This is a genomic window from Candidatus Thiodiazotropha sp. LNASS1, assembly GCF_964212655.1.
Classification (GTDB): domain Bacteria; phylum Pseudomonadota; class Gammaproteobacteria; order Chromatiales; family Chromatiaceae; genus Thiodiazotropha.
On sequence record NZ_OZ156465.1, the window covers coordinates 4365234 to 4387696 of the forward strand.

The window sequence follows — 22463 nt, forward strand, 5'->3', positions numbered from 1 at the left end:
TATATAGTTCCCACAGTCCTCCTTGGGAATCCGTATCTCGGTCTACTCCTATGGCTTATCAAAATGCAAGCCACACAGGAACTCGGGTGCGATACGAAAAGGTTTCAAACAACACGGCAACCTAGCTCATAAATGAATCTGCTAAAAAGTATCAAAATACGCTACTAATGGGCCATCAAAATAGAGCTTTTCATAACGTAGTTTAAATATCTAAGCCTCATCGCTACTGTTGTCTTATCTCCATCACGGAGAGAAACACATAAGATTAATGGAGCTTTGTCATGTTCACTCTAATAAAACAGGTTAAATACTTGGTTGTAGGTATCTCGCTGCTAGCCGCCCAAAGCGCATTCGCGGCAGGCTTGATGACCCCTAAATCCGGAAATCTCCCTCAACTGGAAATCAGGCAGCACCACGTTGAGGTCACCATCGAGGATGGTTACGCGGTGACCTCTGTCGAACAGGTTTTCTACAACCCCAACGACGCTGAACTCGAAGCCATTTACTCTTTTCCCGTACCGGAGAAGGCTTCCGTTGGAGAATTCACCTATTGGATTGAGGGCAAACCGGTTACAGGAGAGGTGCTGGAGAAACAACGTGCGAAGGAAGTCTATCAACAGGAGCGCAATCAAGGCAGGGAAGCTGCCCTGACAGAGCAAGACAGTTACCGTACGTTCGACAGTTACGTCTACCCGGTCAAGCCTCAGCAGGATGTCAGAATTCGACTTGTCTACATCCAGCCCGCGCACCTGGACAGTGGCATTGGACGCTATGTCTACCCCCTGGAAGAGGGCGGTGTGGATGAGCAACGTCTCGCTTTCTGGAGTTATAACGATGTTGTCACCGAAGCGTTCAGTTTCGATCTGAAGTTGCGTTCATCCTACCCCATCGATGACATGCGACTGCCTCAACATCCACAGGCAACGGCGAGTTCACTATCCCCTCAAGAGTGGTCTGTTTCTCTGCACAATGGTCAGGCCGGCTCGGAGCAGGAATCGACACAAACCCCATCCACCGTTATCCATAAATTGGACAGGGATATCGTCGTCTACTGGCGGCACCAACAGGGTCTGCCCGGCAGTGTCGACATGGTAACCCACAAAGAGCCTGGTAAAGAGCGCGGCACCTTTATGCTCACGGTAACCCCGGGTGACGACTTGACCTCCATCAACGAAGGTCGCGACTGGGTTTTCGTCCTTGACCTCTCCGGCTCCATGAAAGGCAAATATCAAAGCCTGGTGGAAGGGGTCCGCAAGGGACTGGCAAATCTCTCCGATCGGGATCGATTCAAAATAGTGCTGTTCAATAATCACGCCCGGGAACTCACCTCCGGTTATGTACAGGCAACTGCGGATAACGCTCAACGTTTTTTAAACAAGCTTGAGAACACCGGCCCATCGGGCAGCACCAATCTCTATGCCGGGTTGGAACGTGGTATCAAGGGGCTCGACTCCGATCGTTCAAGCGCCATCATTCTGGTCACTGATGGGGTCGCCAACGTGGGTATCACGGAGAAAAGGGATTTTCTTAAACTTCTGGAACGTTATGACGTGAGACTCTTCAGTTTCGTCATGGGCAACAGCGCCAACCGACCGCTACTGGAAGGGATGACTAAAATCTCCAACGGTTTTTCCATCAGCGTCTCGAATAGCGACGACATCGTCGGCCAGTTGTTGCTGGCCACAGACAAACTCACCCATGAAGCGTTGCACGATATCGATGTGAAGATACGGGGCGTGAAGGTCAAGGATCTAACCCCATCACGAATCGGTTCCCTGTATCGAGGCAGACAATTGATCCTGTTCGGTCACTATTGGGGTGACGGTGTCGCCGATGTCACCGTCAGCGGCAAGGTCTCAGGCCAACCTGCGGAGTATTCATCCAGGTTTGAATTTCCCGGCCAAAGCACACGCAATCCGGAAATTGAGCGTCTCTGGGCATTTGCCACGATAGAAGACCTGCAAAACCAGATCGACTACCTTGGGGAAGATGCCGACAGTCGTCAGGCAATCATCGATATGGCCAAAGAATTCAGCTTGGTCACTGACTATACCTCGATGGTGGTGTTACGCGAAGAGCAGTTCCAACACTATGGCGTCGAGCGACGCAATCAGGTGAGGGTTGCGAAAGAACAAGCAGCCCGGCAACAACGAAGCACAGCACCCGTCGTCGACAACAGAGTGGATAAACAGCAGCCCATGTACAGCACGCCTCGCGCCTATCCCTCTTCTGGAAGCAGTGGCGGTGGAGCCTTCGGGCCGTGGTTGTTGTTACTCCTGTTTCCGTTGTGGAAAGCCAGCCAACGTCGTCGTAACGCTAACTAACAACCGTCACAATCTCCGGCCAGGCTGATGCCTGGCCGAGTATGGGAGCGTAAGATGAAATTTCCCAAGCTTACGGTTGGTACCGTACTGTTTACCGTAATCCTGATGGCTATGCCTCAATTCCATGGACACTTCTATTTTGATCTGTCACCTGTCATGTCAGGAGAGTGGTGGCGGCTGCTGACCGGTCATCTGATCCATTCAGATTGGGAGCACTGGTTCTGGAATACCGCAGCACTTGCGGTTCTCGGGAGCTATCTGGAGCAACAGTCAAAATACCTGTGGTTTCAGGGTATGCTGGCAGGCATGATCAGCGTCAATCTTTTGCTCTTGTCCGATTGGTCCCGGATCACCCTATATTGTGGGCTTTCGGGTGTACTCAATACACTGCTGGCGGTTGCGCTCTTTCACTATTGGCGGGAAACCCGATCAGCTTGGGTCATCGTCGCAGCGCTGGTCTGTATGAGCAAATTGATGATTGAACTCTCGTCCGGAACCTCACTGTTTACCCAACTATCCTGGCCACCTTTCCCCCCCGCCCATCTTGCGGGAACAATGGCCGGAGTGATTCTGATCATAAGCATAAAGCACTTCTCCCCAAAGACTATTAGCTGTGTTTAGATTGAATTGCATATCGCTGACCACAAGCCGATATTGCAGGGCCTCCATTAAGTATTCTGATCACTATCATCAACATTTGTGAAGTGCCGAATATATGGTGGGGGATCTGTTCGAAATGACCGGGTAAGATGCCTGGGACGTCCTGCTACAGATCACAGACCAGCACAGTCACCCGTTCGCCAAGGAGAGCGACCTTTTCAGAGTACCGGCTGCTAACGGCCGGTTTTCTAGCGCTTGCTCACTTTATACTTTTGCTTGATGACTCTGCTGGCAACCTTGTCGGTCACATCGATGGAGAGATCGGTGGCGATGCCGACCGCGGCCACGATGATATCCTTAGGGTCCGACGCTGACAGCAGAAGTTCCCAACCGTAACCGAAACCTTTTTCCAGCCACCCCGTATTGGGTTTGCGCGCCTTCAATTCGGCGAGTGCCGCGGTATAAGTCTTGTGGGCTTTCCTGCCGTCTTTGACCTTTGAGGCGAGTTCTATGGTCTTCTCGATGATCTTGTGGACTGTCTTTTCGAGTTTCTCTATCTCACCTATCCGTTTCGGTTTCAGCTTCTTGAGCTTTTCGGTTTCGACCAAGACCTTTTCCAGCTTCTTGGACAGCTCGTGAGACTTGAGGTCGATGCCGTTGAGCTTGTCGTGAAACTGTCCGGTCATCCTGTCGCACTCTGAAATGGTCGTCTGGCTTGTGCCGAAAACCGTTCTTACGGCTTCGTAGTTCAATTCAGTCGCCATGACCGTTGCCTTCGACCTGCCGGGACCAACCTTTTGGCCCTTAATGATATCCAGATAGCGTGCCTGGAGTTTCTCCAATGACTTGATGATTTTTTTCTGCACCGTGTCGGCCGAAATAGCCAGGTTGTATATATCCTTGCCCAGACCGACCGACGATTTCAGGATGCCGATAATGCCTAAAGTCAGGCTGGCCCAAGTCCCTACAGCAGCCGCGCCTCCCGAGGCGACGGTTGCCACCGTCGAACCGACGGTCATGCCGACACCGGTCGCTAACCCAGCCGTGCCGGCGGTGAGTTTCGCGCCTGCAACGATCTTATATTTTCGGTACTCGGCTTTGGTCCGGGTCAATTCCATCCACACTTTTTCCGCTTGCCGGGCTGCCATGGTCGAGGCGGCATGGGTGTACCCTTTGGCGGTCTCCTGAAACTTGTCCAGGATCTTGAGCATCTCCTCCATGTCATCGATCTTGGCCGCAGCCACGGCCTGAGGGTCGAATTTATTCACCACGTTGCCAAGGTTTCTGACAACGTTTCCGGTCATGTAGGCGCGGATTTTGTCCTGCAGCTTCTGGTACAAAAGCGGATCTTTTTTGAAGGCCGCCTGAAGCTTGGGATTGCTGGGGAAGGTTACTTCGACCAAAATCTTGTCGATAGTCAACATCTTGGGCCTGAACTGCTCCTTGACCCGTGGCCAAAGGTCCATCTGAAAAATCACGATCCCGGGCATAGATACCTCCATTCGCTAGAAAGGATGAGGATAGGAGAATCATAACCCGGACTTACTCCTTAGGAACAGCCCTCTGGGTCATTTAAATAACGGTGTTAAACATGTGATGTATGCCACACTCTTATGTAATCCTTTTCTGAAAAAAGCTGGCAGTTATCGATCGCCTGTTCCATTACCAGACCACTTATCGTTACTCTTCTGTCACCCAAGGAAGGGAAGCAGCAATAAGGTAATAGGGACATGAAAAGATCGACGATCATTGCATACTCGGTGCTGTTTATCCTTGCACTGTCACATCAAGGATGCGGTGACAATGGCAGTTCTTCTGGTAACCCACCGGATATTGGCGACCAATTCAACAAAGACCATACTGCCGAATATACTGCGCACAGTTACACGGGCAGTAAAACCCAAACTGTCATCAACGAGGATCTCGCCCTATCCGCCGTTTCCGGTGTTCTGTTCGGTATGTATCTGACATAAATGGCATAGTTCAGGAAATATCCAACAGTTCGCAGTTTGCGCTAGGTATAACTTGAGCAGGCATTATTTCTTCAGTCATCGCATCAGTCCGAAGTGTCAACTGCCTATATTAAACGATGCTGAGGATAAAAGGTTATCAGGATGAACAGTAAAACCATTAACAGGGAGTCAGGACAGGCGCTGCCACTTGGTATAGCCTTTCTTATGTCTACAATTCTATTGGGTCTGGTGCTTTTCAATACAGGTCAGACAGCTTCCGAACGATCACGTCTTATCAATACAGCAGATGCTGCAGTCTACAGTGGTCTTGTCTGGCAGGCGCGCGCGCTCAATTTCCAGGCCTATACGAATCGGGCGATGGTCGCCAACCAGGTTTCTATCGGTCAGTTGGTGAGTCTGACATCCTGGACGCAATACGCTTATATCCTCGCTCGAACTATCGATTCCATTATTGACTATTTTCCGATTGTCGAATCCTATACAGAGGCTGCTGAGATAATAACGGAGACGATCGACGATGTTGCAGTTAATATCGCTGAGACCTTCATCCCCATCATAGATAGTATAAATGGAATGTTGAGCAGGACACAGCAAGCAGTCTATGTGGCAAGTTTTGCCGCAACTCCGGCCATTGTCAGGGAAGTGGTCGAGGAAAATGATGAGCGTTACAACACCAACACGGCCTATGCAGTGATAGGTTTGGGCGAAAATGCGCAAGGCTGGCAAAATCTAGTGAGACGCTATGACAATGAGGATGGACTGTTGCGCAAAGCGGATGTGGTCAATCGGTCAAAAGATGAATTCACTAATGCAAGAAATCTTGGCACGAGTCAATTATTACCCGAAGCGCCGGATGTATTGAATCTTGGTATAACTCGACTATGGCTGAGAAAGGAAGGTAGAGCAAACCTGGTTTCAGATACTCAAGACGGCTCAATGCAATGGGAGTGGAAGAGTAAGGATACGTTTTCCCTGCATAGAGAGGATCTGGAATTTACTCGTAGAGGGCCAAGATGGGTTCATAGGGAATTACCCCTGGGCTGGGGTTCGCGTTATGTAAACGGCGATTTCGAATGTGAAGAAGGCCAAGGCCAAGGCCGAAGCCGATGGTGGTCTTGGCGATATTCGGATGATGGCTGCCCGCGTTATACACAGCAGAACAGACGGGCGGAAATAATCGCCAACCTTAGTCAGGAAGAGCTGGACGCTGAGTACAACGGCATACGTGCCTACAATGACTTGAGGAACTTAAGCCGGCAGAATGGAGATCCCCGCCTTGCATTGCGCTTGGAAGTGGAACTACCGCAAAGTGATGTCAGAACCGCATCGAAGATCGATGGCCTGGGATCTGATTCCGTGCCTGAAGATGAGCTGAGGAGCGGCATGGGCGAAGGCATGTTCGGCACTGAGGATCAGATGGCGGGAGAAGGCATGGCAATAATCGCCAGTGGTGAGCTCTTCTTTCATCCTCCCGATGACTATGTTCCTGCAAGAAGGAGAGGCCGATATGAAATCGCCAGTCTTTTCAGTCCCTATTGGGAGGTGCGACTGACCGATACGCCTCTGGAACGTCGTTTCATGGCCTGGACCTTGCGGGATGAAAACCTGTTGACTGAAGGCACATCAGGTATTTCATCCGATGTTGAGCACTATATCCATGAACGGGAGGAGGAACTGGCTCGACTGCGCAGCTTGGAACAGTCACTTCAGGATCAGTTGAACGATACAATAGACGTTACCCGTCATGCAGAGTTGGAAACAGAACTTGTTGCTGTCGGCTCACAGATAACACATCTGGAATCAACCAATGGTAATGCCCGGATGCTGACCGATGGCCTACAGCAAGAGATGGCTCAGGGTGTCAGTGAAGCGGCCCAAATTCAGGTCGGCCAGTACGAACATATGTTGCAAGAGTATGCCGAGCAAGAGGGAGAAGAGATAGTCGATCAGTTTGAAGATGAGGTAGTGGATCAGATAACGGATCAGATGCAGCAGACCCTTGAAGCGGCTGCAGAGGACGCTGTGGAGAGTACGTTAAACTCAATTATTATTAACTGAGAATCTGTAGGAAATTTCCAGGATCATAGTGGGTGGGTAATCAAAACGGATCCAGCGGTTGATAATGAGCATGAAGCGTTAAAGAAGGGATATATCACCGATGAAAGAAGTGGTGGTCAAAGCGCGACGGTTGAATTAGGAGAACCGGATGCAGATCAAAAGGAACTTGATCCGACTGTTCAAAGGGCAGTGCGGTGCGGCGATGACAGAGCTGCTGGTTTCACTGCCGGCACTGTTGTTGATGGGGCTGGGTGGACTGCAGACCGCGCTGCTGTTCGATGCCAAAATCATAGTCAATAGTGCAACCTTCGAGGCGGTGCGCAAGGGTGCGGTCAACCATGCCCAGAGCGACGCCATGCGCCGGGAACTGGGCCTGCGCCTGGCGCCCCTGTTCGGTGGTGACGGCAGCGCCGAAAAAGCGCTGTCGGCGATCACCCGCGCCAGCCTGGATGTGCAGGACAGCCGCTTCACCGAGATCGAGATCATCAACCCCACCATCGAGGCCTTCGATGAATTCGGCCGCGAGATCGTCGATCCGCGCACAGGCGATGTCCACTTCGGTATCCCCAACAGCCACCTGCGCTGGCGCGAGCGTGATGTGGGGCGCAGCGGCGTCAATATCCAGGACGCCAACCTGCTGAAGGTCAAGGTCACCTACGGCTATCAACTCAAGGTGCCGCTGATGGATCGGGTGATCCCGGCGGTGATGCGCCTGGTCGATCCTGAGCACATCCACTACTACAACGCCCGCCGTCTACCGATCACCTCGGTGGCGACGGTCCGCATGCAGTCGGACGCCTGGCGGGACGACAACAATGTCCACATGATACCGCCGGGGGGTGGCGGTACGCCGCCATCGACCGAGGACGATCCGCAGAACGGCGGCGCCACCCCGGATGATGACGAGGGGCAGGGCGGCGATGACACCGATGAAGAGACCGCAGAAGAAGTGACCGAAGAAGCGGAAAACGGCGATAGTGACGAAGAGACGACAGAGAGTACAGATGATGAATCGTCCCAGAGTGAAGATGGCCAGACCTCGCTGGATGATCTGCTGAACTCTGGTGATGATCCGTCCAATAACCTCGTCAATCCGGGCGACGACCTGGGCGCTGAAGCCTGCCAAGACGGGCAATCATCAGTCGACAATCTGCCGTTTAGCCCCATAACCACCTCCCAGAGTAGCAGCATTCTCAGTACTCACGCCGGTAACCCGATCCATGTGATCACTGGCAATAAATATCAACAAGAGCTCGACCTGAGCCCACTGCCGGGTTCCCTGGGTCTACTCTTCAAACGCCACTACAACAGCCGTAGTGACGAGACAGGTCCGCTGGGCCACGGCTGGATCCACAGCTACGACTTTCGCCTAAACGCCTCAGGTACCGACTACCGCCTACGCCAGAGTGACGGCCGTGTCATCCACTTTCGGCCCAGCGACACCTCAGGGCACTACATCGCACCGAGACTCAGCGATGGCTGGCTACAGATCAACGAAGTCCAAATCACTTGGCACTGGCGCGACGGGCGTCAACTGCAGTTTAACCCCCAAGGCCAACTGCAACGGATCGTCCTGGCCACAGGCCAGACACTCAGCCTGTACTACAATCCCCAGGATGAACTCTTTCTGGTTCGCGATCCCCAAGGTCGTGAACTGAGCCTGGACCACTACACCAACGGCCGTATCAAAGCCCTCTACGACCCTAGCGGTCAAGCGACCCGTTACCGCTACGATGACGTGGGCAACCTGCAACAGGTCACCCGGCATGACGGCAGTACGCGGATCTATCATTACGAAGACCCCCAAGACAAACACAACCTTACCGGCATCACCGACGAGCGGGACATCCGTTACGCCACCTGGACCTACGACGCCCAAGACCGGGCGATTCTCTCCAGTCACGCCGACCAAGTCGGCCAGGTACGCCTAGATTTCAGTGCCGACGGCCAGACCCAGATTACCGACAGCCAGGGTAAGGTCAGCACGTATACCACCGAAATTCGAGACGGGGTCGCCCTAGTTACCGCTATTCACGGTCCAGGCTGCTCCAGCTGTGGTCCTTGGGATGTGAGCTACCACTACAACGAGCGGTACCAGATCATCGCGCAGATGAACAATGACGGTAATGCCCTGCTCTACACACGCGACGAATTGGGGCGTGTGACGGAACTGACCAGAACAGCTGGCGAAAAAAAGCAGAGGGTCGCAAGCATAAAGTATCTTGCGGATCGGGATATGCCGATCGAAATCAGCGTGCCGAGTGTGAAACCCGGTGCCGACTTTGTCAGAGAAATACGCTACAACTCAAAGGGCAGTCTGGAGAAAGCGCGGGAAAGAGGCTTTGCCCCCTTGCCGGATGGAGGGTTCACGCCAATTACTCGGGAACTGCAGTTAAGTTACGATGATAATGAGCAATTGTTTGCTATGGATAGCGTTTTGAGCCAGATAGAGGAAATCGCACACATAGAGAAAGATTCGTTTGGACGCACAAAGAAAATAACCAACTACGACGGTACAACCCAGAAGATTTCATATAACGCTTATGGAAAGATCGATGAGATACAGTTTGACGGAGAGCATCCGATAACGGTCTCATACACAGCCAATCTTACCGTTGCATCGATAGAAAATCAGGTTGGACAATTCAGCTATGAATATGATGCCGTGGGCAACCCGTTGCTTTACAGAACCCCGGACAAAACCGAACTCCGCATGGAATACGACCCGGCGGGGCGGATGATCAGGCGTTATAACGACAGGCTGGAAACCCGCTACAAATGGACCAAAGATGACAGAATCAAACAAGAATCCTGGTATGTTGCGGGCATTCCCATCTCCACACTGAGTTATTTTTATGACAATCAAAGTAGATTGACCGCCTTGAAAAACCAGTCCGGTCAGATTGTTCGCCAGTTTGAGTATGAAGCGGGAAAAAAACTGCCTAAAAGCATAAAAGCGCCGGGCAAGCTTACAACACTCGAATACGACGGCTTTGGTAAACTCAAACAGCTCAAAACATCGGATGGCGTAGTACGGCGTTATGCCAGCGACAGCCACGGCAAACTGAGTGCCGTCACGAATGCGCGCGGCAACACCACTCACTACCGGTACGACGATTTCGGGCGGGTGGCATTCACGCAAAGCCCTGACAAGGGTCTCATCACCTATCAATACGACGAAAAAGACAGACTGGTCGTCAAAACCGACGCAGCGGGGCAGCGTATAGATTTTACCTACAATACTGCCGGTAAATTGGCAAGCGTTCGCTACCCAGACGAAGAGGTAACCTTGACATACAGCCAAGGTAAGCTGCAATACCTTAGCCGCCACAATGGCAACGAACGGTGGCAATATGACCCTAGCGGCCACATGACTGCCTATACCCGAAACTACGCAGAACATGACTACACTACCCGCTACTGGTATGACGACGCCGGCCGCCTCGAAAAGGTCGGCCTACCGGGTGGTCAAAAGCTCAAATACCACCACGACACCACAGAAGGTGGGCTGAGCCTATCCCTTGACGGCTGGTTCCGGGATAAAAGCATCCTTACATTAGAGGAGAACAGCAACGGATCGCGTAAAATACTTTTCGGCAACGGCGTGACCACAACCTATCGCATCAAAGATGCGAAACTAGACGCTCTCCATGCCGAGGGCATTTATGACTATCACTACCAATACAACAGCCGCGGCGCCATAACCGGCATCAATGATGGGGAACAGGCCTATGCCCGCTTTCGCTACGATGACGAAGGCCGCCTCGACTTTGCCATGATGCCTTTCGCACTCTATGGCTACCGCTATGATGAAAACGGCAATCGCACCGAAAAAATAGTCAATGGCGACCATGTGCAATACAGTTATGCGGAAGACAGCAACCACATAAAACAAGCATCGCTAAATAGTTATGTGATACCTCTGGGCCACGATAGTAGGGGCAACATTCACCGGAGCGCGGATGCCAAGATAGACTATACGGCTAACGGCCAGCCCGAACATATCAGGCTGGCGGACAAATTGATCGCCAGCTACAGTTACAACAATCGCGCCGAGCGAACCAGTAAGACGGTCTATGGAGAGGCCGGCCCGGTCACCACCCACTACCTCTACGAAAATAAACGCCTGATCGCCGAGATGGACGACCAGGGAGAGATCGTCCGCCAATACATCTACCTGGGCTGGCAACCGGTGGCTCTGCTGGAACGGGGAGAAATCTACACCATCCACAGCAACCACCTGAATGCGCCGGTGGCGGTGAGTGACTCCACAGGCCGGCTTGTCTGGCGTGCACACTACGCCCCTTTCGGTCGCGCCCACATAGAGGACGACCCGGATGGTGATCAATTGGCGTTCCAACTCAACCTGCGGTTCCCCGGTCAATACGAAGACACCGAGACCGGGCTCTACTACAACTACTACCGTTACTACGACCCGGAGACGGGCCGCTACCTCAGCAGCGATCCGCTGGATCTGAACGCGGGCATGAACACCTACGCCTACGCAGCCAACGACCCAGTACGCAACATTGATCCCACCGGCCTGCTGCTCTTCGCCTTCGACGGCACCGGCAACACTAACAACCGAAATCATTTAAGCGATCCTGAAAACCCTGGAGATATCTCCAATGTAGTGCGTTTTGCTGAGAGCTACAGCAGCGCTCCCGGTGAGCTGCCAACCACACCCTACATCGATTGGGATGGCAGCACAGCATTCAATCGGGACTACTACTACATCACCGGCGCTGGTGTGGATGACCCGAATTTTGGTAATACGCCGGCATTAGATGCAGCAGTCGGCGTCAGCCTGCAGCAAAGGGTCGCCCAGATGGCCGATAATCTGGTGCAATATATCGAACAGATGGAAGAGCAGGGCGCCTCCGCCCCGGTGGATATCGATATCGTCGGTTTCTCCCGCGGCGCGGCAGAGGCCCGCATGTTCGCCAATGTGGTGGATGACATCATTCAGGTCGCCCAGTCCGGTGCCGATTTCAGCGATCCTGCTGCTGCAGATGAACTCAGATATATCTATGAAAACCTTAGACGGGAACAAGACCCTTTTATCGATAATACCGGATCAGCCATCGATGCCGACATGAACCGATTGAGAGCTGCCCTCGACTACCTCAACCGGGATTGCAACATGATGATCAACCTCAACTTCATCGGTCTGTTCGACACCGTGCCTCACTATGGGGCATCGCAGAGCAACGATCTGCGACAGTTGCGCCTGGGCATACCGGCGAGTGCCGATCATACCGCCCACGCCGTGGCGGCGAACGAACACCGGGCTGACTTCGCGGGAGTCTCCATTCACGATTCACCGGCAACGGCCAACAGCGCCACACGCATCGAGCGCGGCTTCATCGGCGCCCACTCGGATATCGGCGGCGGCTACGCAGAGGGTGACCTGTCTGATGTGGCCTTCATGTGGATGGTTCGGCAGGCGGAGAATGCGGGGGTGGAGATGGATAGGGATGTCATAGAAGATGAAGGATGGCATGAAGTAACAAATCCCATTGTCCATGACAGCGTGGATGTTTGCCCGGCATGGCCCGTCTGCTTCTCCGGACCCGATCGGGAATTCATGTACGTCAACGGCAGTGATATCGTCAACCAACAGGTATGGTCAGGCGTGGCCGGAGATGACAGTATGGATTATGTGGAATCCCAGCCGTTCTTCGATGATCAGTTTATGGAGGATGTTCCCTGTGGATTCATGTGGCAGAGTGTCTGCCGTGAAAAGGGAGAAGATGCACATGAAGACAGAACCCTGGTAGGAGCAATCCGCCTTGAAGATGAGTTGGCGCCCACGGTGGAAATAGATAGCTATCAGGAGTGGCTGCAGGCCCATTACGGACTTGATATTCAGTTTTCAGAAGCCGATCCATCCCAGATTAATCAGCCCTAGCGGATAAACAAGGAAAGCGATAGATGAAAAGAGTAGGGTACCTGACACTATTAGTAATTATGGCCTTGACCCAGAGCGGCTGCAGTAACTTTCTATATGTGGTGCGTGCGGCAAACTATGGTGAGTACGGCGTCATCCTAAAACAGATGGAAACCACCATGAGATATTCTCGCCTGCATCCTGGGATTCCCGGCGTACGGGATGACATCGCGGTCATGAATCGTTTTGTGGGTTATCCAAAATCACTTCCTGATCATGTGGAGGTTGAGTGGCAGTTAGCGAAGCTGAGTGATTGTCGATCTGTGCGAGTTTACTCTAAAGATCCGCAATATGTGAGGAAGCATGGCTGCACCTGGACTCCCTTGGAAGATAAGGTCTACCGTAAAGTGATTGATCTGACTGAGGTCAGGCGAAGCGAAGATGCGAAGATGGCGGGTAAAACCCTTCGCATGGGCAGCAAAAGCAGTTTGAGTATTTTTTTCGTATTTCGGGATGAAGATATAACGTTAAGTTTCGGTAGTCGCAGGACGAATGCATTTAAGTGATGCTTAGGTTTTAGGGCTGAATGTCATATTATATGGTGTCAGGTTTATTAGGAATCTGACAAATAAACTGAATTACTTATCCATTGATATGCAGTCTGGTTTTATGGCAATACATCCGGCAATCAAGCCAATATTACTTTTATGAATATATATGGCGAAAATATTCTTATCGCGAACTGATTCTAATTTCCTTATCAACAATTGAAATAAAATACCCTAGTGTGCTGATCATCCAACATCAGCACACTTCATCTTAACTCGATAGTATTTTTTTAGGAGAATGAAATGGATGTCATACTCAACTCTAAACAGATAAATTTGTTTTCTAAATTAAATATCGCATCATTTATTACTATTACTTTAGTCGCATGCGGAGGAGGGGGCGGTGATGGCGCTGGTGATGTCACTATTGACGATGCTAGTGATATCAGTAGTGACACTGGTGTTACGAATACATCCGGGAACTATATAACAACAGCAGCACAGGTCTACTTTACCCAGGCTGGTCTGGGTGGTATTTATGCAGTTGAACCGCACTTTGCCAAGTTTGCACTATATCATGAAGAATCCGGACAGAAAGTAACTGCATGCGATAACAGTGGTGAAAAGAGTGTCAATGTGCAAAAGTCCGGGTCTGAGGAGTCTCTCAATCCAGGCGACAATCTGACAGTAACATATCTGCATTGCAACAATGGTAAGGGGGTGCAGGAAGGCACCTCATCTATCGACATTATCGAAAGCAATGAAGTAAGCAATATGGACTTTCGAGCAATATATGATGCTGTTAGCAATAAAATTATTGATGGAGGACCACTAATTGTAAATATGAGAATTAAGCAAGAAGGACTCGGTGATGCAAACATTATAGGAATCAATTCAGATCGCTATGAAATCGATGGATCCTATAAAGGTAACCCAAACACGACCGAACATCCGGCGCCGCATTATGAAGACGATAAAGCTCATTTTTCTAGAATGATTTTTGAAAGATATCAGGATGACTCAATAAACGATACTTATCTATACTGGGATATAGATTTACTAAATAAGGAAAACACTGCTTTCTCGTACACTACAACTGTACTGGATGATGTGAAGATCATTAATTCGGTCTTATCTGCAGGAAGATATTCAGTGTTCTATCAAGGTGACCGAATAGAAGTCACTGTGGCCGGACCCGATATTGTCCAGGTATTATTTGATGAAAACAATGATGGTTCTATTGAAGAACAACAACAAATGACATATGAACAATTTATAGCAGAAGCCCTTATTGTTGCACAGTAACGGATTCTACAGGCCGACAGATGCTATTTGTGATAATCATGTCGTCGTCAATCAATCGGTAACGGCTTGCAACATGAGGTCAAAGCATAAAAGATTTGTGATCTTGTGGTACAAGCCATTCCGATTCCTTTTGGCATTAATGTTTGCTGAGGGTCTGACTGCCGGTCAGACCCTAGGATTATGCCGGGAGTGCTCCACTGCATGGACATCCACCCTAAACACTGCATGGACATCCACCCTAAAAGCTCCTTCTGAATAGATTACCGCTAATCGTGGGGTGGCCAATATAGAATTTAATATGCTATAACGATAATTCTGTTACTCGTTATAAACGGGCTTTTAGCTTTTACAGTAAATGATTATTATCTGTTATGTGTCCTCAGGTTGCACAACATGTTGAGTAATTCCTTATGCGAATAATCCATCTACTACTTCTTTTATCTTGCCTAGCAATGATTGCGGAAGCCGCCGATACGAACTGGTTTGTAGCTGTATATGGTGAGCAATTCCAACTCGTCACGGGAATTTCGGAAGATGCGAATGTTGAGGATGGTGAAAGATTGGATTTGGGATTCGTAGGCAAGGTAATTTACGTGCGTAGTGAAGAATATTATGAACTGGATCAGTTTAGACCCGTCAATGCAACTGGCAGAGATGGAAGTTCTACTGCAATGGCCAGTGAGGCAACAGCAGCCGCTGACAATTCCACTAAAGAACCGACTTCAATGGCAGAGTTTGGTCCTCTCCCGGATACTGGAGTGCAGTATGTAATGGATGGCGACTTTCGTGGTTGGAATTGTTCGAAGCTATACGTAAAACCGCTTGGTGATAGAACTTACCGACTCAGGTGTCCGACAGCAATGAAGCATGAATAGACAGCCTGTTGGTTGTCTAATTACAACGGCAAACTTAGCCTTTTGTGGATCGGCGACTAACAATTTTCATTGAGACAACGTTTTCGTAAATATGAATGACATGTAGTTGAGATAGGAAATTATGGATGGACAAACCGTTGGATTTATCGGTGGCGCATTCGGGGCGGTCATAGGAATAATAGGTGGGATTGTAGGCACCTATTTTAGTATCAAGAATACGAATAGCCAGGCAGAGAAAAATTTTATGATTAGAGTATCGATCTTTGTTTGGATTGCAATCATCATATTCCTTGCTTTGCTTCTGTTGCTGCCAAAACCATATAACTTTTTTATGTGGGGTATATATGGCGTCTTGTTTCCAGTGAGTGTTCATTACATCAATAAGAAAATAAATACTATTCGTGAATCGGAGAAAATGTATACAGACGTGTAATGAGGCGGTGGCTTCGATAACATTATTTTTACGCTGGAAGACTGGATCATATAGTGGCTACGAAGCGGCGTTTTTGTTATCACAACAGCAAGACTGTGATGCATTTGTGATAACTACGTGATCCTCTCTGGATCTTGCCGCCCTATATTCAGAACCATAAGCGATCGGGTTCATTGATGAATTAGAAGATTTCCCCGTTTTTTACCCCGACTATCGTGGTGAATCTCAGCTTAGAATTCCTGTCAGATGTCCTATGCGGTTCCTGTCTCTCGGGGAGTCGCGCGTGTGAGGAGAAGAGTGATGAAGCGAAGAAGTTTGATTAAGCTGTTGGGCGCGGCGGCGTTGTTGCCGGTCGTTGGTCAGTCGGTATTAGCCAGACAGGATGATAAAGCCATGCAAAACGAAAAAATAGATTTGACCGATGCGCAGTGGCGCGAACGGTTGACGCCTGAGCAGTATCATATCCTGCGGGAGGAGGGTACGGAGCGGCCGGGTACGAGCCCCCTGTTGAAGGAGAAGCGCGAGGGTGTCTACGCCTGCGCGGGTTGCGATAATCACCTGTTTGCCTCGTCGACCAAGTATGAGAGCGGGACCGGATGGCCGAGTTTCTACGACTATCTGCCCGGCGCGCTGGGTACCAAAAAGGATTACAAGCTGATATGGCCGCGTACCGAGTATCATTGTGCCCGCTGCGGCGGTCATCATGGGCATGTCTTCAATGATGGGCCGAAGCCGACCGGATTGCGCTACTGTAACAACGGTATTGCATTGAAGTTCATTCCGGCGGAAGCATGAACGGCTGGCGCGGCTTGTTGCTGAGCGGCGGATTGATGGCGGCTGTTGTCGCTCAGCCCACCCAGGCCCTGACCTTGCAGAGCCCGGTTGAACGGGTCAATCTGCTGGAGCTCTACACATCCCACGGCTGCAGCAGCTGTCCCCCCGCGGATGCCTGGCTGCGGAAACTGGAGCGGCATCCGGGATTGTGGCAAAAGCTTATTCCGCTGGCGTTTCATGTGGATTACTGGGATGACTTGGGCTGGCCGGACCGCTTCGCATCGCCGGCCTTCAGCAAGAGGCAGCGCGATCACCGTCGGCAGGGTGCGATACGCTCAGTCTATACACCGGGATTCGTCCTCAACGGGCAGGAGTGGCGTCAATGGTTCTACCGGCCTGGACTCGATCTGTCTGCCAATGAACAGGTAGGGCGTTTGACTATGCAAGTCGATCCAGGGACGGGTGCTACACTCAAGTTCTCGCCTCAGCCCCATCTGAGGGGGGGCAAATTTGAGGCCCATTTCGCGATTCTCGGCTTTGGCCTCTCCAGTCGTATCGGCGGTGGTGAAAACCGGGGCAGGACCTTGGAGGAGAACTTTGTTGTATTGAGTCACCAACAAGCGGCGTCAGGGGAAGGAGAGTGGCGTTTTACCTGGCCCGAACTCTCCGCCAACGAAGCGGATAGACTAGCCGTGGTTGCCTGGCTCACTCGACCGGACAGCAGCCGGCAGGTACAGGCGGCTGGCGGCTGGTTGCCTTAGGGATGATTGGATTAGTGTCGACAGGCGATAGTATCTTTTAACTCTCTAATTGATAAGGCTTGCTGCCTGTGCTATTCTTCGCGTCGAATTTGCGGACGTGCATCGGCCATGAACGCCTTGATCTGCCGCAGCGAACTATAATAAAACCCCGACAGCGGGGTTTTTTTGTTTTCGAGTGTACGACCTGGGCCCAGGCGGATAGGTAGATCCGGCCGGGTCTCGTATATCGAGGACGACGGGATGGGCCATGAGCCCATTTTTTATTGCGGTGAAGAAATGCGATCGGCTCCGGAAAAATTGAAATCCCTGGTCCGTGCTGAAGTGGAGCTGTTGGGCTATGAGCTGGTCGGCTTGGAGTTGACGGGACAAGGCAAGGGAGGCGCCTTGCTGAGGATCTATATCGACCATGCCGACGGTATCGGTCTCGATGACTGTGTACAGGTCAGTCATCAGATCAGCGGCGTGCTGGATGTGGAGGATCCGATCAAGGAGCAGTACCAGCTCGAGGTCTCTTCACCTGGTTTGGACCGGCCCCTGTTTGAACGGGAGCATTTTGAGCGGTTCCAGGGAAACAAGGTGCGGGTGAAAACCCACACCAAGATTGAAGGCCGTCACCGTTTTACGGGTGTACTTCGGGGCGTGGCTGAGAATCAGGTATTGATCGAGGAAGATGGAAAACTCCATGGGATAGCGATTGAACTGATCGATTCGGCGCGTTTGATACCGGATATTTAGAATTGGGAAACAATTGATGAGTAAAGAGATATTGCTGGTCGTGGATGCGGTTTCCAATGAGAAAGATGTCGAAAAGAGGATCATCTTTGAAGCCATTGAGGCTGCCTTGGCATCCGCTACACGCAAGCGCAATGGCGATGACATTCTGGTGCGCGTGGCGATCGACCGAACCACAGGCGATTACGACACCTTTCGTCGATGGGAAGTGGTGGAGGCCTATTCGGAGGATGAACCGGATGCGCCACTGCGCCAAATTATCCTGGATGTCGCCAGAGCGGAGTATCCCGAAATAGAAGTCGGCGAGTTCGTCGAGGAACCGATCGAGTCCATCGAGTTCGGTCGTATTGCCGCACAAGCCGCCAAGCAGGTGATCGTGCAGAAGGTGCGGGAAGCCGAAAGGGCGAAAGTGGTGGAGGCGTATCAGGGACGGGAGGGTGAGTTGGTCACCGGCGTCGTCAAGCGAATCGACCGTGGTAATATCTTCCTCGATCTGGGTGGCAACGCAGAAGCCTTTATCGGGCGTGAACATATGATTCCCAAGGAGTCGATCCGGGTAGGTGACCGCATCCGTGGATACCTGTATGAGATTCGCTCCGAACCCCGCGGCCCGCAGCTTTTTATCAGCCGCACCATGCCGGATCTGTTGATCGAGCTGTTCAAGCTCGAGGTGCCCGAGGTGGGCGAGGGTCTGATCGAGATCAAGAGCGCCGCCCGGGATCCCGGCCTGCGCGCCAAGATTGCGGTCAAAGCCCACGATCAGCGCATCGACCCCGTAGGGGCCTGCGTCGGTATGCGCGGCTCAAGGGTGCAGGCGGTATCCAACGAGCTGAATGGCGAGCGTGTCGACATCATCCTGTGGAACGACAACCCGGCGCAGTATGTGATCAACGCCATGTCGCCGGCGGACGTGGTTTCGATTGTTGTGGATGAAGATACACACACCATGGATGTGGCGGTGAGCGAAGAGAATCTTTCCCAGGCCATCGGTCGTGGCGGACAGAACGTGCGTTTGGCCAGTCAATTGACCGGCTGGGAATTGAATGTCATGGATGAGGCCCAGGCGTCGGAGAAGAGTGAATCGGAAGCCAAGGGCTTCATGGATGCCTTCATGGAGCAGCTGGATGTGGACGAGGATGTGGCGGCAATACTGGTGCAGGAAGGATTTACCAGTGTCGATGAGGTTGCCTATGTCCCGATCGAGGAGATGCTCACCATCGAGGAGTTCGATGAGGATCTAATCAACGAGCTGCGCAACCGGGCGAAAGATTTTCTGTTGACCCGGGCCATCGCCAATGAAGAGGCGTTCCGTGAACCAGCCGAGGATCTGTTGACCATGCAGGGCATGGACAAACAGCTTGCGTTCACGCTTGCCGGTCGGGGCGTGGTGACGATGGAGGACCTTGCGGAGCAATCCATCGATGATCTGATGGAGATCGACGGAATGGATGAGGATCGTGCCGGGAAGCTGATCATGACAGCCCGGGCACCTTGGTTCGAAGAGGCAAAATAGTAGTTGTGTAGCTTTACGCCGCATGTGAGTCCGGTATGAAGGTATAGCATAGGAAAAGATGGATAAGGCAAATTCAAGAGGCCTGATGTATGAGTGAAGTAACGGTAGCACAACTTGCAAATGTCGTTGGTATTCCTGCCGATCGCTTGATGGAACAGCTGGAGGATGCAGGCATCCAGGCCAAGACGCCTGACGATAGGATCTCCGATGAGGAGAAAGCCAAACTGCTGCACTATCTGCGCGAGAGTCACGGCAAGAAAAAGAGTGCCGGGGTGACAGCGCCGAGCAAGGTCACCTTGCGTCGTAAAACCGTCAGCGAACTACGCCAGCCGACAGCTTCACGCAGTACCTTGAGCCGCGCATCGACGGCGCCTGCCAAGACGGTCAGTGTGGAGGTGCGTAAGAAGCGTACCTATGTCAAACGTGCCGCTGTTGAATCAGATGAACGTAAGTCGAAAGAGGCGGAAGAGGCGCGCAAGGCGCTCGACGAACAGGCAAAGGCCAGGGCTGCCATCGAGGCTGAAATCGAGGCGCGAAAAGCGGCCGAGGCGGCGAAAAGGGCTGAAGAGGAAGCGGTAAAGAAGGCTGAAGAAGAGGCAGAGGCTGCGCGCAAGGCCGCTGAAGAGGAGGCTGCGCGCAAGGTGGTCGAAGCGGAAATGATAAAGGCCGAGGAGCCTGAAGTGGTGCAGGAGAAGCCTGCCCCCAAACCGGAATCCGGCCGTGGCAAGAAGAGTCGCAAAGAGAGCAAGCGCGAGGGTCTGGAGCTAGAGGGCGAGCAGCGGTTGGAGCGTAAAGAGCTGCATGTGGCCGATGGCGCAAAGGGACGTCGTAAGAAAAAACCCGCCAAGCAGCGCAGGTCGGCTGCCGCCGCGAGCAGCGAGAGCCAACACGGTTTTCAACGCCCCACCACTCCGGTCGTGCACGAAGTCAAGATACCCGAGAGCATCACGGTGGCTGAATTGGCCCAGCGGATGTCGATCAAGGCCGCTGAAGTCATCAAGGTTTTGATGAAAATGGGCATGATGGTAACCATCAACCAACCGTTGGACCGCGATACGGCGATTCTGGTTGTCGAGGAGATGGGGCATGTGCCGGTTCATCAGCGCGATGAGGATATTGAAGCCGATCTGCTGAGTATGGAAGAGTCTCAGACTACCGGAGAGTCTGTGCAGCGGCCGCCGGTGGTCACTATCATGGGACACGTCGACCACGGCAAGACCTCACTGCTCGATTATATTCGCACCAGCCGGGTAGCGGCGGGTGAAGCGGGCGGCATTACCCAGCACATCGGCGCCTATCACGTGGACACCGATAAAGGCACCGTCTCCTTTCTGGATACACCGGGACACGCCGCCTTCACAGCCATGCGCGCCCGTGGCGCCAAGGTGACCGATATCGTCATTCTTGTGGTCTCCGCCGACGATGGAGTCATGCCACAGACCAAGGAGGCGATCCAGCATGCCAAGGCGGCCGAGGTGCCGTTGATTGTGGCAATCAATAAGATCGATAAAGAGGAGGCGAATCCCGATCGCGTCATCCAGGAACTCTCCCAGGAGGAGGTGATTCCCGAGGAGTGGGGGGGTGACACCATGTTCGTGAAGGTCTCCGCCAAAACCGGCCAGGGCATAGATGAACTGCTCGATGCGATTCTGCTGCAAGCCGAGGTGTTGGAGCTGAAGGCTGTGCAGGAAGGCAATGCCACGGGATCGATCGTTGAGTCCTCCCTGGACAAGGGCCGGGGACCGGTGGCAACTGTGCTGGTGCAGTCCGGAACTTTAACGCGCGGCGATGTCATCGTATCCGGTAAGGAGTATGGCCGCGTGCGCGCCATGTTTGATGAGAACGGGCGCCCCATCAAGACCGCCGGTCCTTCCATACCTGTGGTGGTGCTCGGCCTCTCAGGCACACCGGAAGCGGGTGATGATGTCCGGGTGGTCAGCGATGAGCGGCGTGCCCGCGAGATTGCCGAACTGCGCCATGACAAGCAACGGGATACCCGTTTGGCGGCACAGAAAGCGGCGAAACTTGACGAGATGTTCACTCAAATGGAAGAGGGTGAAACCCAGTCTTTGAATGTGATCGTCAAGGCTGATGTTCAGGGTAGTGTGGAGGCATTGAAAGAGGCACTGGCAAATACCTCCACAGCGGATGTGAAAGTGTCCGTGGTTGCATCGGGCGTAGGCGGTATCAATGAATCTGACGCCAACCTGGCAGTGACATCAAATGCCATCATCATCGGCTTTAATGTACGTGCCGATGCAGGTGCGCGCAGGGTGGTTGAAGAACAAGGCATCGACATGCGCTACTACGGCATCATCTATGAAATCATCGATGATGTGAAAAAGGCCATATCGGGTATGCTCTCTCCGGAAATCCGCGAGGAGATTATCGGATTGGCCGAGGTGCGTGATGTGTTCCGCAACTCCAAGCTTGGCGCGATTGCCGGTTGTATGGTTATCGAAGGCATGGTGAAACGCAATAACCCGATCCGTGTACTGCGTGACAATGTGGTGATATACGAGGGGGCTCTGGAGTCCTTGCGCCGCTTCAAGGATGACGTCGCGGAAGTGAAGAACGGTATGGAGTGCGGCATTGGCGTAAAGAACTACAACGATGTGCAGGTGGGCGACCAGATCGAGGTCTTCGAGCGGACTGAAGTGATGCGGGACATATAAGT

The 22463-nt window shown here is 52.2% G+C and carries 15 protein-coding genes; 14 read left to right on the forward strand and 1 reads right to left on the reverse strand.

Going from position 1 to position 22463, the window contains the following annotated elements; all coding sequences use genetic code 11:
* The first annotated feature begins 281 nt into the window (after positions 1-281).
* Together AB8516_RS19505 and rrtA are read left to right on the forward strand one after the other, a co-directional pair.
* Positions 282-2324 carry a VIT and VWA domain-containing protein gene (locus AB8516_RS19505; protein WP_369162822.1) on the forward strand — a complete coding sequence of 681 codons (2043 nt, stop codon included), beginning with the start codon at positions 282-284 and terminating at the stop codon, positions 2322-2324.
* Between the two features lie 54 nt (positions 2325-2378).
* Entirely contained in the window at positions 2379-2945 is a 567-nt protein-coding gene (gene rrtA, locus AB8516_RS19510; protein WP_369162823.1) for a rhombosortase, read from the forward strand.
* Between the two features lie 227 nt (positions 2946-3172).
* Here rrtA and AB8516_RS19515 read toward each other — a convergent pair whose 3' ends face one another.
* Positions 3173-4414, reverse strand: coding sequence for a hypothetical protein (locus AB8516_RS19515; RefSeq protein ID WP_369162824.1), 1242 nt, complete (start codon positions 4412-4414; stop codon positions 3173-3175).
* Between the two features lie 240 nt (positions 4415-4654).
* On the opposite strand from AB8516_RS19515, the gene AB8516_RS19520 reads away from it, so the two are divergent.
* From AB8516_RS19520 to infB, 12 genes are all read left to right on the forward strand, one after another.
* Positions 4655-4897, forward strand: a complete 243-nt coding sequence (locus AB8516_RS19520; RefSeq protein WP_369162825.1) for a hypothetical protein — start codon at positions 4655-4657, stop codon at positions 4895-4897.
* Positions 4898-5038: 141 nt separating this feature from the next.
* Positions 5039-6955 carry a Tad domain-containing protein gene (locus AB8516_RS19525; RefSeq protein ID WP_369162826.1) on the forward strand — a complete coding sequence of 639 codons (1917 nt, stop codon included), beginning with the start codon at positions 5039-5041 and terminating at the stop codon, positions 6953-6955.
* A gap of 148 nt (positions 6956-7103) precedes the next feature.
* A complete protein-coding gene (locus AB8516_RS19530) occupies positions 7104-12866 on the forward strand; it encodes a phospholipase effector Tle1 domain-containing protein (protein WP_369162827.1) in 5763 nt (1920 codons plus the stop codon).
* Between the two features lie 23 nt (positions 12867-12889).
* Complete coding sequence (locus tag AB8516_RS19535) at positions 12890-13411, forward strand: hypothetical protein (protein ID WP_369162828.1); 522 nt, start codon at positions 12890-12892, stop codon at positions 13409-13411.
* 285 nt (positions 13412-13696) lie between these two features.
* Positions 13697-14698 carry a hypothetical protein gene (locus tag AB8516_RS19540; RefSeq protein ID WP_369162829.1) on the forward strand — a complete coding sequence of 334 codons (1002 nt, stop codon included), beginning with the start codon at positions 13697-13699 and terminating at the stop codon, positions 14696-14698.
* A gap of 452 nt (positions 14699-15150) precedes the next feature.
* A complete protein-coding gene (locus tag AB8516_RS19545; protein ID WP_369162830.1) occupies positions 15151-15573 on the forward strand; it encodes a hypothetical protein in 423 nt (140 codons plus the stop codon).
* Between the two features lie 121 nt (positions 15574-15694).
* On the forward strand, positions 15695-16006 hold the full coding sequence (locus AB8516_RS19550) for a hypothetical protein (protein WP_369162831.1): 312 nt from the start codon (positions 15695-15697) through the stop codon (positions 16004-16006).
* 300 nt (positions 16007-16306) lie between these two features.
* Entirely contained in the window at positions 16307-16801 is a 495-nt protein-coding gene (gene msrB / locus AB8516_RS19555; RefSeq protein WP_369162832.1) for a peptide-methionine (R)-S-oxide reductase MsrB, read from the forward strand.
* A complete protein-coding gene (locus AB8516_RS19560) occupies positions 16798-17541 on the forward strand; it encodes a DUF1223 domain-containing protein (RefSeq protein WP_369162833.1) in 744 nt (247 codons plus the stop codon). Before msrB ends, AB8516_RS19560 begins: the two co-directional genes overlap by 4 nt.
* 276 nt (positions 17542-17817) lie before the next feature.
* The gene (gene rimP, locus AB8516_RS19565) at positions 17818-18276 is read left to right on the forward strand and encodes a ribosome maturation factor RimP (RefSeq protein ID WP_369162834.1); all 459 of its coding nucleotides are present in this window, start codon (positions 17818-17820) and stop codon (positions 18274-18276) included.
* 16 nt (positions 18277-18292) lie between these two features.
* Positions 18293-19786: a transcription termination factor NusA gene (gene nusA / locus AB8516_RS19570; protein WP_369162835.1), complete on the forward strand. Its 1494-nt coding sequence runs from the start codon at positions 18293-18295 to the stop codon at positions 19784-19786.
* Between the two features lie 89 nt (positions 19787-19875).
* A complete protein-coding gene (gene infB / locus AB8516_RS19575) occupies positions 19876-22461 on the forward strand; it encodes a translation initiation factor IF-2 (RefSeq protein WP_108295504.1) in 2586 nt (861 codons plus the stop codon).
* Positions 22462-22463 lie beyond the last annotated feature (2 nt).

What these genes read in the sequence shown, in the direction of transcription:
- AB8516_RS19505 (WP_369162822.1), top strand. Translation starts at nt 282, where the DNA reads ATGTTCACTCTAATAAAACAGGTTAAATACTTGGTTGTAGGTATCTCG.
- rrtA (WP_369162823.1), top strand. Translation starts at nt 2,379, where the DNA reads ATGAAATTTCCCAAGCTTACGGTTGGTACCGTACTGTTTACCGTAATC.
- AB8516_RS19515 (WP_369162824.1), bottom strand. Translation starts at nt 4,414, where the DNA reads ATGCCCGGGATCGTGATTTTTCAGATGGACCTTTGGCCACGGGTCAAG.
- AB8516_RS19520 (WP_369162825.1), top strand. Translation starts at nt 4,655, where the DNA reads ATGAAAAGATCGACGATCATTGCATACTCGGTGCTGTTTATCCTTGCA.
- AB8516_RS19525 (WP_369162826.1), top strand. Translation starts at nt 5,039, where the DNA reads ATGAACAGTAAAACCATTAACAGGGAGTCAGGACAGGCGCTGCCACTT.
- AB8516_RS19530 (WP_369162827.1), top strand. Translation starts at nt 7,104, where the DNA reads ATGCAGATCAAAAGGAACTTGATCCGACTGTTCAAAGGGCAGTGCGGT.
- AB8516_RS19535 (WP_369162828.1), top strand. Translation starts at nt 12,890, where the DNA reads ATGAAAAGAGTAGGGTACCTGACACTATTAGTAATTATGGCCTTGACC.
- AB8516_RS19540 (WP_369162829.1), top strand. Translation starts at nt 13,697, where the DNA reads ATGGATGTCATACTCAACTCTAAACAGATAAATTTGTTTTCTAAATTA.
- AB8516_RS19545 (WP_369162830.1), top strand. Translation starts at nt 15,151, where the DNA reads ATGATTGCGGAAGCCGCCGATACGAACTGGTTTGTAGCTGTATATGGT.
- AB8516_RS19550 (WP_369162831.1), top strand. Translation starts at nt 15,695, where the DNA reads ATGGATGGACAAACCGTTGGATTTATCGGTGGCGCATTCGGGGCGGTC.
- msrB (WP_369162832.1), top strand. Translation starts at nt 16,307, where the DNA reads ATGAAGCGAAGAAGTTTGATTAAGCTGTTGGGCGCGGCGGCGTTGTTG.
- AB8516_RS19560 (WP_369162833.1), top strand. Translation starts at nt 16,798, where the DNA reads ATGAACGGCTGGCGCGGCTTGTTGCTGAGCGGCGGATTGATGGCGGCT.
- rimP (WP_369162834.1), top strand. Translation starts at nt 17,818, where the DNA reads ATGCGATCGGCTCCGGAAAAATTGAAATCCCTGGTCCGTGCTGAAGTG.
- nusA (WP_369162835.1), top strand. Translation starts at nt 18,293, where the DNA reads ATGAGTAAAGAGATATTGCTGGTCGTGGATGCGGTTTCCAATGAGAAA.
- infB (WP_108295504.1), top strand. Translation starts at nt 19,876, where the DNA reads ATGAGTGAAGTAACGGTAGCACAACTTGCAAATGTCGTTGGTATTCCT.